Source organism: Bradyrhizobium sp. Ec3.3, from assembly GCF_000472925.1.
Classification (GTDB): Bacteria; Pseudomonadota; Alphaproteobacteria; order Rhizobiales; family Xanthobacteraceae; genus Bradyrhizobium.
In genome coordinates this window covers 95,253-106,110 of record NZ_AXAS01000037.1, presented here as the reverse complement: position 1 = coordinate 106,110, position 10,858 = coordinate 95,253, and the positions used below count along the sequence as shown (strand labels likewise).

Here is a 10,858-nt window from a genome sequence, read left to right as displayed (position 1 = left end):
GACTTCGCGCACCATCTGGGCGCCCATGTTCTCGAACTTGTCGTCGAGCTCGATCTCCTTGGCGACGGTGACGCCGTCCTTGGTGATGCGGGGAGCGCCGAACGACTTGTCGAGGACNACGTTGCGGCCCTTCGGACCGAGNGTGACCTTCACGGCGTTGGNGAGGATNTCGACNCCGCGCAGCATGCGGTCGCGGGCGTCGACGCCGAATTTCACTTCTTTGGCTGACATATTGGTTTCCCTGAGTTGTCTTGGTCTCATCTCACCCTTGGCGAGGCGCCCGGCAGGCGCTCCTCAGGGGTGAGCGGTGCGAGCGGTTGGATTAGGCGGCCTTAGTGTTGGAAAACACGTGGGTGAGCACGCCCAAAATGTCGCTTTCCTTCATGATCAACAGCTCCTTGCCGTCGATCTTGACCTCGGTGCCCGACCACTTGCCGAACAGCACGCGGTCGCCGACCTGGACGTCGATGGGGATCAGCTTGCCGCTCTCATCGCGGCCGCCCGGACCAACGGCGATGATTTCGCCCTGCGAGGGCTTTTCCTTAGCTGTGTCTGGAATGATGATGCCACCAGCAGTCTTCTCTTCTGCATCAATGCGCTTGACCACGACGCGGTCGTGAAGCGGACGGAAATTCATGCAGCTCTCCTAAGTGTTTGTATGAGTTGACGATTTCCCAATTGCTAGCAATCGAGGCCCGCGAGTGCCAGCACAGGCGAGGTTGAAATAGGACGGTTTTCCTTGGGAGCAAGAGTTAGTAGAAAAAAAGTTGGATACTTCGTCGCCCGATCTGCCAGTCGCTAACGGTAAGGGGCCGTGACCATCGCCGCCCTGGTCATCAAGATTGGACGGAACCGGACGTGCGCCACCATCTCGATGACCGAGCGGCGATCGAGTCTCTCCTAGAGCTGGAAGCTCATTGGCGAACTCGACCATCGGGATACCATGCTTGGAAAATCAGCCCGACTACCTGTCAATATCCCGACCTGGGTGTAGATGTTCTTCGTCGCCGCACCAAGGAATAACGGGGCTGTCTCGATGGAAATCACGGTCAGTCTTCAGATGATAGCCTCCGAGTGATTCCGGCGTCAGGCGTTTCTCGCGAACATCGTGCTGGCGCCTACGATGACAGCGGCGTTCTCGAGAGCACCTGGCTGCATCTTGTAATTTTTTATCTTCCAGGGCATTTCGGCGAACGAACGGCGGCCGACTTCTAAGTAGGTTTTGTTGCTGATTGCTTCGAGTGGCACCGCATGATTTGCGAACTGCGCGGTAATGTTTGGTACGCATTTCAATATTGAGGCGCTCCGGTGCTCGACGATGTCGCCAAGGTGACCAGGGAAACTGTCGGAAGGATCGGAGATCAGGGACGGTTTGCAAGTGCGAAAAACGTACCGTCCCAAAATGCCGGCGTTCTGCTCGATGCTGACGAGCCCCAGGCAATCATCTCGACCATGATCGAGCAGGTATGCGCCTCATGGACGATGTTGTTCGTGGTCAGGGCGTCACCGATGAAGCCACATTTGTTCACTCAGGCATCAGCGACAAGCGTCATCGCGTGCTTTGGCGCGAAATTACGGTCGCGCAGGTCTGCCCTGCGAGTGGAGAGCGACCGACGGAACGCAGGCCGCCAAGTTCCTAAATTCTTCTCCCGCATCAGGAGCAGACATTCCTTGATGAGCAGCGACTGGGATAGATCCAAGACCCGCCCTCATGGTGTTATCTCGTTGCAAGGACCATAAGCAGGATCCCCGCGGCTATAAGTACAACAGCAATTACGTAGCGCGTTGTCGTTTCCGACAGCCAACGAAGACCGATTGTGGTCCCTATCATCGCCCCTGTGACGGCCCCCAGTGCGTATAGCCATGTCTGCGGTGAAGGCAACTGTCCAGCGTAAATCGCGCCGACCAAGCCAACTGCGGAGTTCACCCATATGAAAGGGGCAGACAAAGCTGCTGTCTCTTTGGGTGAAGCCCAACGCATTGCGATAAGGACAGGCGCGAGGAAAACGCCGCCCCCGACGCCAGTAAGCCCCGAGACGAGGCCGATGCCGGCTCCTGTCGTAATTGCGCCCCACGACGGCGCGTCACCATCACTGATCGCTCTCCTGGATCGCCCGATCAACAAGATCGCAGCCGCGAAGATAAGGACGACACCGGTGATAGCATCATAGAGATGGGGAGATAGGATTGTGAATCCTCCAATCAGCGCAGCTGGCACCGAAGCGATTAGAAAGAGCTTCAATCTCTTCCAATCAATAAAACCACCGCGATTGAACAGCCATGTCGAATACGTCGCGGCAACGATGTTGAGCAACAACGCTGTCGGTCGCATCTGAGTTGATGGAAACGATGCAAAGGCCATGAGGGCAAGAAACGCGGTACCACCCGCCTGCCCAACAGTCGCGTAAAGAAGGGAGATGATAGCGAAGAAGATTGTCAGCATTGCAATCGGCAATTCAGTGTTCTGAGCAGCGGAGATGAGAAGCTTCCGTAATCCAGATGGATTTGCGAATGCGTGGAACGATTGGTTGCTTACGCTCCGCTGCATCGAGGTGTCCGGGGTTTACACCCGAGCAGTTCAGACCAAAGAGCGCGCCGGCGGCAATCCTTCTCTTATCGACGAAGATGTGGACGATCACCCGGTCGGGGCGAGATGAGTTTCTCGATGGCTGCGACGGCGTTGCATCCAATGGCTCGCCCTCGCTCGTCCATGCCGGTCCAACAGGACTGGCGTCCGCGTGGATCGACCTCCAGCAATTTTACGCTTTCCGGCACGCGCGCGCCGTCCCGAGCAACGCCGCGGAGCACTCCTCCAATGGGCGCCAGGACCGGCTTGCCGCCAAGACAGCCCACCAGCAGGCCCTTGGATAAGGGCGTGCCGATATCGACACCTGAGCGCCAGATGCCATCGCGATGCGAATACACGAAGCGCTCGCGTCCGGCGCCGCCGAGCTCGCGGGCTCGGCCGTCGGCCAGCTTGGTGACACCTCGGGAGACAATTGAACCGGTCTGGATTGGATGGGTCTCGATGGCGGTGTCGCAGTTGACGCCCACCTCGAATCCGGGTCCGATGCCGACTGTTACCGGTGCGAAGCCGCGGAGGTCGCGAGGTGTTCGATGCTTCTGCATGCGTGCATCGACGATCACGGATAGCGAGCGCGAGGCAATAATGTCGGAGAAGCGCATTTCGGTCACTGCCACGCTGTTCGGGTCGGCGTGAATCCACGTGATTTCCGCCAGCGTATCGGCCCGTTTGCCCACGACGCCCTCAACTTCGCATAGCTCGCCGAACAGCGAGTCATGAAATGCCATGCGGCGGCGGATCACCGGTGGAAAGGCATCGTGTCTCATCACCACGGCAAACGTCGCTTCGGTGAGTTTCGTGGCGATGGCGGAAGCGATTTCGTTCGTGCCGAGCACCAATGCGAAGAGCCTTGGCGCGCCCGGATCATGGGCCTTAGCAGTGACTTTCATGGGCGACGTTCGCGTTGCTAGGATCCCTAGCAAACCTCGCGCCAATCGCGGATGAGGGTTCAAATGTTCAAGCAAACTGGTTCGTCCTGCTGGTGACGGCGAAGCCGCGTTCGAATAAATGTCCCCGGCAATGTTGCGGATGCGACAAGGTGAGTTGGGTTTCTGTCAAATCGCCGGGACTCCACCGCAATCGCAGCGTCGAGCGAGGGCGGGCGCCCGCTCGAGATGCATGGTCAGACGCTGTATGCGAAGTACAAGTCTTCATTGTAGTCGTAGACGCAGGCTTCACCGCCTGTGACGTTCACAGAGAAGTGGGATGTCGTATCGTGATCGAATCCGCCGTAGACACCCGAGCTCCTCGGTTTGAGCATCAAATGCGACCGTTCACCATGGTGGTACAGGTTCGGTAAGGCACCGGTTACGTAGCAATGCCTGCCGTAGTCATAACCACTGACTATTCCCTCTCGTATAGACGCGCTGATCCTGGAAGATACGGAAGCTTCGTATTCGTGCACGCGCACGATTGCGCGTCCCAACGTGTGGGCCAACGCAACCGCAGCCGCCGCTGCCCGAACGTGGGCTTTCATATATCCTCCTACTACTGGGCTTCAAAGCGGAGCGGCCGACGCCCCGACGCCTCGATGTGATGCGCCGGCCCGCCCCTACATCGCCGGGGAGTTTCGGCAATGCTTCCTTGAACGAAGCAAGCAGCGTGCCTAAGCAGGGCTGGCGCTACTGCAAGATGCGAGGTCTGCCCTACCCCAGCACTTCGCCGCGAAGGCCCTGGAGGATATTTCAGTCGCGGCCTAGATATTCTTGTGCATGGGCTTCGCCCATGATGGCACGTCGGAAACTCCCGCCAGGAAACAGTAAGAGCAGACGAACGACGTGGCTCTGCGGCCAAGACCCTAACGAGGACTTTTGTTGAAGCTTACGCTTCTCGAATGCTCAAGCGCTTCGGGGGCGTGAAATATCGATATTTGCCTGTGAGCGTTCCGTTAACGAACTGAAGACCGTGATCGCCATAGATCATATCCTCGCGCAAGTAGCCGTCGGCTATGGCCCCTTGATTGTTGCCCCCGACTGTCTTGCGGTTAGTCGCCACGCCAAGGCTGGCTAACGGCGAGCCGAACATTTCAATTATGGCATCGCGCGGTGTGCTCAGTTTCAACCCATCAAACTGTTCGGCAGGAATCATCCCGGCTGCCTTGATGGGCTCAGCTATCATTCGCGGGAGATCTTCAGATCCGATGGGCCTACGAACCACAACTTTCTCGATGCAGTGCGAATGAATTGGGATGCCAGGATGCGAGTCCCATTTAATGTAATGATCGGACCGTAAGATCTCCCAGCCGGCTTCTGTATAGATGGCCTCAAGCTCTCCACGTGCGAACGACTTTTTGTGGCCAGCTGCCAACCCCTCCTTGGGGATAGGATGGTCTGGTTGATCGAGCGTGTTGGTGAAGCAATGAAATCCTCCAGGCCGCGTTCGATCGACCAGGGCTATGACGAGGGGTTTCCAGACGGTCCGTTCCGTGAAATGCAAGACCGAATGCGCTATGAAGACGTCGAGGTAAGGTGGGGGCTGGAAATCTTCCACAGCAGCCACACCGCTTGTTACCTTCACGGCAAGATGGCTTGCGAGCCGATTCAGCTTGGAGATAGCGGCCTCAGATATATCGGTCGCGATGACCTGATGACCGAACTGAGCCAAATAGAGAGCGTTGCGCCCCTCGCCGCAGCCAAGCTCCACAACCACGCTTTCCGCACGGAGTGCTGGCGCGATCTCGAAGATTTCCGGGCTAGGACCACCCATACATGAAACGTTGTGGTCGGCGTAGCCCGCATCCCACCAAAACGGCGAATGTCTCGTCTCCTCTTCCATACCGCCCTCACTCTGCCTGATATTGCTCCTCAAGGATAATCATCGTGTTGGAATAGAACATTCGGGCCATAATGCTCGAATACTTGAACCCTTTATGAGTAAGTTGATAAACATCACCATCTGCCGAATTGACGAGGCGCAAAGACTCGAGCGCTTTCAGTTCTTCGCCAAAGTCCACTGCCAGCGCCCGTCCGAATAATGCAGCGTAATTTTTTCTGCTTAAGGCTGACAAGGTGAGGCCGAGCAGGACGTAACGACGCACAAGCTCGTCCGGAGTCAGCCTAATTCCGTGTGATGCTATTGCCTCGGGATCGAACGGACGATCCGAGAAGGCCTTGATGATCCGCGAAGTCGTACTCCGGTCTACGGCATAGCCCGTGCTATAGTGATATTGGCCGAAATAGCTTCTAGCGCCAGCTCCCAATCCTAGCAGGGGCGTTCCCTCGAAGTCCGACACCTCCTGCCGATAGGCATGGTCGCCAGTGATCCTGGTGAAACGTGTGAAGGATTCCTGGCGGTAGCTTTTAGATTCCATCAAAGCAGTGTTCTGATCGTAGATTTCATACTTTTCCGCTTCAGAGAAAAATAATTCAGGATTGTTCGTTTTCGACGCAAGGATGTTCGTCATCGGACGAACGACAACGGGATAAAGGGAAACTGTCTGCGGCTCATAGTCGAGCACGCGGCCAAGCGAAAAGATCCAGGAGTCGCGGCTTTGACCACGCAGGCCGTAAATCAGATCAAGGTTGACGTGAGAAAAGCGCTTGATGACGGCTTCGATTGCAGCTTTTGCAATCTCGACCGAATATGGTCTTCCGCAGTTCGCAAGTTCGCCCGGCTCCATGCTTTGGATGCCCATGCTCATTCTATTGACGCCAAATGCCTTCAAGCAATCCAGAAGTTTGTTATTGAAAGAGTCCGGCGCGGCCTCCACCGTAATCTCACATCGCTGGCTTCGTTTTGGAAATGCAACGTCGAGGGCGGCGAAGAGCTCGCCGAATTGATGCTCTGTTAGCAGCGTCGGTGTGCCGCCGCCGAAATAGATGCTGACAACTTCTCGATCTCCGAAGTATTCTCCATATCGAGCGACGTGCTCCGCCAATCGAGCAACGTAAGCCTCTTGGGTCGCTTGTCTATTGCGCGTTGTGAGAAAGAGAGTGCAATAGGTGCAGCGGTAGCGACAAAACGGAATATGGATATAGATGTTGATTTGCTTTGAGCGACTAGCCTGCTCAACAACATCAGTTATGCGGAGTGGTTGCGGGAAAACCCGATACGATCGCTTCGAAGGATAGCCGTAGACATAGGTTGGAAGCTCGTTTTTCTCTATCTTCGTCCGAAGAAATTCCAGACGATCCATGACCTGTCCCTCAGTCGCCGTGCATGACCTGAGCGTCCTGGACGCCTGGCCTAACCACTAGGATCGCGCGGCCGCTCCTGCCGCTGCGCAACGAGAGAAACTCAAGAGTCGTGCCAACCGTGCAGGAAGAGCCCAGAGAAGCTCGTTCTCCATTTTATTCAATGGCTTAACCGCGAGCGCGTGCACCCCTCGTTCCGAACATCACAGTGTCTTGGAAGCGACGAGCCGACAACAGGGGCAGGATACCTCGTGAGAGCGGCAACGATCGTGCAGCGGTCCAGGGACGTTGCAATATGAATCCGTTTCGACAACGGTTGTGAGCGCCTGCTTTGGCGCGGCAGTAGAGCGTTATCTGACGAACCCAAGCAGATTTCTAAAATCCAGTTTTCGGGGCGGCTAACACATTGGGGAGCAACGGAAATCGTGCGGCGGCCATCAGCTAGCCCGGCCATCGGCGTCGGCGCCTCAACCGACCATGATCCGCATCCGGGCCCCGGCCGCGAACCCAATCTCGATCGCGCCCCGTCCTGGAAGGCGCTGCCAGTGCTTGCTGGTCGGCCCCGCGAAGACTGAGGCAACGGGACCCTGTCGTCCTGCCCGATGTAGGTTGGCCAGGCCAAACACTCCCCGCGCGCCTGCCGCCGCCAAACGGGAAGCAGATTAGGGTGAACGCTTCATGTTGGCGCGCAACTTCGGCAACCCTGGCCGCCGGCGCCAAGCTCTCTTCGATGGTCCGAAGCTCCTCGGCGGCGGTCCACCGCCGTCGGGCTCGGGACCCGACAGACCTCGCACCGTCGTCACGTTTGCTCATTTGCTGAACAAATTTGTGGAGGTGGCCCTCATCGGCTTCACCGACCGCCGACGTACCCGCCATATGAACAACGTTTAGCGGTCCGCATCTTGGCACGGCGAGCCGAAGTAATCCGCCCCAAGCTCGGGTTGTTGAGTTCGAGGCAAGGCCAAGAACTCACTTATCACCATCGGCGAGAATCACGCTGAGGGGACCCACCGGGCCGAAGTACGCACGTCCTGCCATCAATCTCTCTAAACCTAGCCCAAAGAGCAGAACAGGCCGTGAAACTCGCGTGTGTATTCATTTTTGATACACGTGACCAAAACGGGTACAAGCCGACCGGTGCGAAATCGATGCCATCGACCACCTGGTACCAATTGTCGTTGGCAAAGGACGGAGCCGCGCACTTCTTGATCATATCCACGTAATCCTTGTGGAACGCGATCGACTCGGGCGGGTCCAGCCCTGTCTCCAGCTTGCCATCCTTGATGACGAAATCGCGCACGCCATACGATTTGGCGATCGAGATTGCAGCGATGTGGATGCTGCTCCAAAACCGCACGCCACGCACGCCTAATGGCGTAATCGCGGGGTCCGCAGTCTTCAGCTTCTCGCAGGCGGCGGACATCTCCGGCGGAGTCGTCGGAACGTTGATGCCGTACTTGCCGAGAATGTCCTTACGGTAGAACAGCTGGATGTTTTCAAAGCCATGCGGGATGGCCCACACCTGCCCGCTTCCAGCCTCGACCTGCCCTTCCTTTACTTTCCATGTCAGTGAATCCCGCAGTGTAGGGAGGAAATCTTTGTAGTCATAGGTCGCCGCGGTGAGTTTTGGGTCGTTCAGATAACGATCGAGCGGTTCAAGCAACTGGCCGGGTGCGAGATCCCAGGCGGGTTGAATCCCGGTACCCACGACATCCCAGCTTGGTGACTTTGTGCTGAGCTGGATCGTCAGCTTATTCCAATAGGCATCGTCCGGATAAAGCTCCGGCGTCACCTTGATCCCCGTGAGCTTCTCGAACTCCAGCATCTGGGCTGCGACCGCGTCGGCACACGGATGAATGTCGTATGCCCAGACGATCGACGTACCCTCGAACTGCCGCCAGTTGATGTCGTCCGCATTGGCTTGCGTAACCGCTACGGCTGTTCCGGCCCAAAGCGTGGAGCAGATCAGAGCTCTTCTGGCAAAATTGGCCGAATGGCCGCGAAAAAGCGGCAAGCTTCCGTGGCATTTTTCCCTCCGATGGGCTCTTTGGCCCGCAAAACCACTCGCCTTCCTCCTCCCGAAAGGCGCGCAGCAGCGCGAAGGCTGGCCGCCATTCTTTCGCCGTTAGCGGCCTTTCAAGACAAAGGTTGGGCAAAATTGGGTAACTTGAAAATGAGAGTCGCGCGTTGGCATCTCGCTATCACGACCCCGACAACGGATCGTTCAAGCCCTTGGGCACTCTCTCCACCACAGAAACACAATCCGACGATGAAGGCGGAAGCGTCCAAGCAGAACGCCCGAATCCTCCTCCCTGAATTGCGCTTCGTCTCCCTCGCCGATCTGCCTCACTCCGTGCTTGTCGATTCAACCGCAGCGCGGCGCATGAGCGAGTGGACGTCTTTCTGCCCCAGCAAGCCACGCTCGATGGCGATATCGAGAAACGATCGATGTTCGTTGAGCGCGGTCCGCACCATCGCGGCGACACTTGCATACCCGAACTCGGGCACCAGCGCTGTTGCTAGTGCATTCGAAGCCAGCAGATTATGTCGGCACCGCTCCTCGTTGACTGAAAGCGAGCGTACGCAACGTTCGAGGAAGATAGTCGTCGAACGTTGGAGGAGAGTGATGGAATCGATCAGGCGATCGCAGACTAGCATACCGTAACAATTGATCTCCAGCAGCCCTTGTTGGCAGGCCATTGCGATGGCAGCATCGTTCCCGGCGATGGCAAAAGCTGCTTGGCAAACCGCGATAGGAACCACTGGATTTACCTTGCCAGGCATGATCGAAGATCCAGCCTGAATCGCTGGCAGCGCGATCTCTCCGATAGCGCCGCCAGGACCTGACGAGAGGACAGTGAGGTCGTTAGCGATCTTGCAAAGGGAATTTGCTGAATTTCGAAGTTCAGCTGACAGCCGAGCGCACGCATCTAAGTTCTGCATTGCGTCAAATGGATCGGCCGCTGGTTTGACCTCGTCGCCAAACAGGTTTGACAGCTGTCGAAAGGCCGCCTCTTTGTAGCCCGGTCTGGAATTCAAGCCGGTCCCGACGGCAGTTCCGCCGAGCGGAACGACCAGAAGTTGGCGGCGGAGCTCCTCCACATGTCTCGCGTGGCGTTCTACGACCGCCTCATATCCCCCGAATGTTTGACCGAACAGCATTGGAACTGCATCTTGCAAACATGTCCGGCCGAGCCGCAGGGTTTCGCAATACTCCTTCTTCTTGTCGGAGAATGCACCGGCCAATTGCATCAAGGCGGGCGACGTCCCCTCCGATACTCGAAAGGCCGCAAGCCTCATCGCCGTCGGAAGCACGTCATTGGTGGATTGACCGAGATTGACGTGATCATTTGGATGGACGAAGGCGTAGCTACCAACCGGCTTTCCGGCGAGCCGCGCGGCTAGGTTTGCGATTACCTCGTTGACGTTCATGTTGGACGATGTGCCACCTGAGCCTTCGAGTACGTCGACCATGAGGTGAGCATCGTACTTACCGGCGCGGAGCTCCTGACAGGCCTGGATGATGGCTTTCGCCTGATCGGTTGAAAGCGCACCGATCTCTTGATTGGCGCGCGCCGCCGCTTCTTTCACCATCGCCATTGTAGCGACAAACTCAGACAGCGTCGCAATCGTACGGCCCGTGAGTGGAAAATTCTCCAGAGCCCGAAGTGTATGGATCCCATAGAGCGCGTCCGCAGGCAGCTCTCTCTCTCCAAGAAGGTCTTCTTCGATTCGACTCTGCCCCATGACAACAACGCTTTCATCTTTCGGAGGGATTATCGATATCCCGATATCCGTTCACCAGAGTACGAAACTTTGCGCGAGATGCGGCTCTGGTTCGAACAGCGGCACCGTTTGGACACTGCCGCAAATTGGGGCAAGTCCACACCTTAGCGTTGCTCCAGTGAGATTCGCTCGAGCGCCGCTTTGACATCTGCAGCTGTCCTCCTCCAATACCGCGCGCTTTGCCGAAACGTTGCATTTTTCGCTTCCCTGAACACGGGAACTAAGCAGCCGACATACAACGCTTCCGGGCAATGGCGCATGCCGTCTGCCCTGATTCGCCTGATGCGGGGCTGGATCGGGCCTAAGAAGCCACGTTAGGCGACCAGCTGAAAAGACGAAGGTCGCGACATGGCTC

Annotated in this window: 9 protein-coding genes and 1 pseudogene; 1 reads left to right on the top strand and 9 read right to left on the bottom strand. The window is 57.1% G+C overall.

Annotated features, from left to right (window positions below):
* The 7 genes and pseudogenes from YUU_RS0130285 to YUU_RS0130245 all read right to left on the bottom strand — a co-directional run.
* Window positions 1-231 (bottom strand): TCP-1/cpn60 chaperonin family protein (locus YUU_RS0130285; RefSeq protein WP_027525732.1); only part of this gene is annotated, 231 nt, incomplete at its 3' end.
* A 91-nt stretch (window positions 232-322) separates the two neighbouring features.
* On the bottom strand, window positions 323-637 hold the full coding sequence (gene groES / locus YUU_RS0130280) for a co-chaperone GroES (RefSeq protein ID WP_027525731.1): 315 nt from the start codon (window positions 635-637) through the stop codon (window positions 323-325).
* A gap of 126 nt (window positions 638-763) precedes the next feature.
* Window positions 764-1,026, bottom strand: a pseudogene (locus YUU_RS61485) (efflux RND transporter permease subunit); the annotation flags it as partial.
* A 691-nt stretch (window positions 1,027-1,717) separates the two neighbouring features.
* Window positions 1,718-2,548 carry a sulfite exporter TauE/SafE family protein gene (locus YUU_RS0130265; protein ID WP_245288134.1) on the bottom strand — a complete coding sequence of 277 codons (831 nt, stop codon included), beginning with the start codon at window positions 2,546-2,548 and terminating at the stop codon, window positions 1,718-1,720.
* A gap of 65 nt (window positions 2,549-2,613) precedes the next feature.
* Window positions 2,614-3,474, bottom strand: a complete 861-nt coding sequence (locus tag YUU_RS0130260) for a xanthine dehydrogenase (protein ID WP_027525728.1) — start codon at window positions 3,472-3,474, stop codon at window positions 2,614-2,616.
* Window positions 3,475-4,405: 931 nt separating this feature from the next.
* Window positions 4,406-5,359 (bottom strand): methyltransferase domain-containing protein, encoded by a 954-nt coding sequence (locus YUU_RS56810; RefSeq protein WP_084801611.1) that lies wholly within the window; start codon window positions 5,357-5,359, stop codon window positions 4,406-4,408.
* Between the two features lie 7 nt (window positions 5,360-5,366).
* On the bottom strand, window positions 5,367-6,719 hold the full coding sequence (locus YUU_RS0130245) for a coproporphyrinogen-III oxidase family protein (protein WP_027525725.1): 1,353 nt from the start codon (window positions 6,717-6,719) through the stop codon (window positions 5,367-5,369).
* Between the two features lie 676 nt (window positions 6,720-7,395).
* On the opposite strand from YUU_RS0130245, the gene YUU_RS61480 reads away from it, so the two are divergent.
* Entirely contained in the window at window positions 7,396-7,608 is a 213-nt protein-coding gene (locus tag YUU_RS61480; RefSeq protein ID WP_027525724.1) for a hypothetical protein, read from the top strand.
* 85 nt (window positions 7,609-7,693) lie between these two features.
* On the opposite strand, the gene YUU_RS52205 is transcribed toward YUU_RS61480, so the two are convergent.
* Both YUU_RS52205 and YUU_RS0130230 read right to left on the bottom strand, forming a co-directional pair.
* Window positions 7,694-8,731, bottom strand: a complete 1,038-nt coding sequence (locus YUU_RS52205) for an ABC transporter substrate-binding protein (RefSeq protein ID WP_245288133.1) — start codon at window positions 8,729-8,731, stop codon at window positions 7,694-7,696.
* 332 nt (window positions 8,732-9,063) lie between these two features.
* The gene (locus tag YUU_RS0130230; protein WP_027525723.1) at window positions 9,064-10,464 is read right to left on the bottom strand and encodes an aspartate ammonia-lyase; all 1,401 of its coding nucleotides are present in this window, start codon (window positions 10,462-10,464) and stop codon (window positions 9,064-9,066) included.
* Between the last annotated feature and the right edge of the window lie 394 nt (window positions 10,465-10,858).

Coding starts and splice junctions, on each gene's coding strand:
- groES (WP_027525731.1), bottom strand. CDS start 637: ATGAATTTCCGTCCGCTTCACGACCGCGTCGTGGTCAAGCGCATTGAT.
- YUU_RS0130265 (WP_245288134.1), bottom strand. CDS start 2,548: ATGCAGCGGAGCGTAAGCAACCAATCGTTCCACGCATTCGCAAATCCA.
- YUU_RS0130260 (WP_027525728.1), bottom strand. CDS start 3,474: ATGAAAGTCACTGCTAAGGCCCATGATCCGGGCGCGCCAAGGCTCTTC.
- YUU_RS56810 (WP_084801611.1), bottom strand. CDS start 5,359: ATGGAAGAGGAGACGAGACATTCGCCGTTTTGGTGGGATGCGGGCTAC.
- YUU_RS0130245 (WP_027525725.1), bottom strand. CDS start 6,719: ATGGATCGTCTGGAATTTCTTCGGACGAAGATAGAGAAAAACGAGCTT.
- YUU_RS61480 (WP_027525724.1), top strand. CDS start 7,396: ATGTTGGCGCGCAACTTCGGCAACCCTGGCCGCCGGCGCCAAGCTCTC.
- YUU_RS0130230 (WP_027525723.1), bottom strand. CDS start 10,464: ATGGGGCAGAGTCGAATCGAAGAAGACCTTCTTGGAGAGAGAGAGCTG.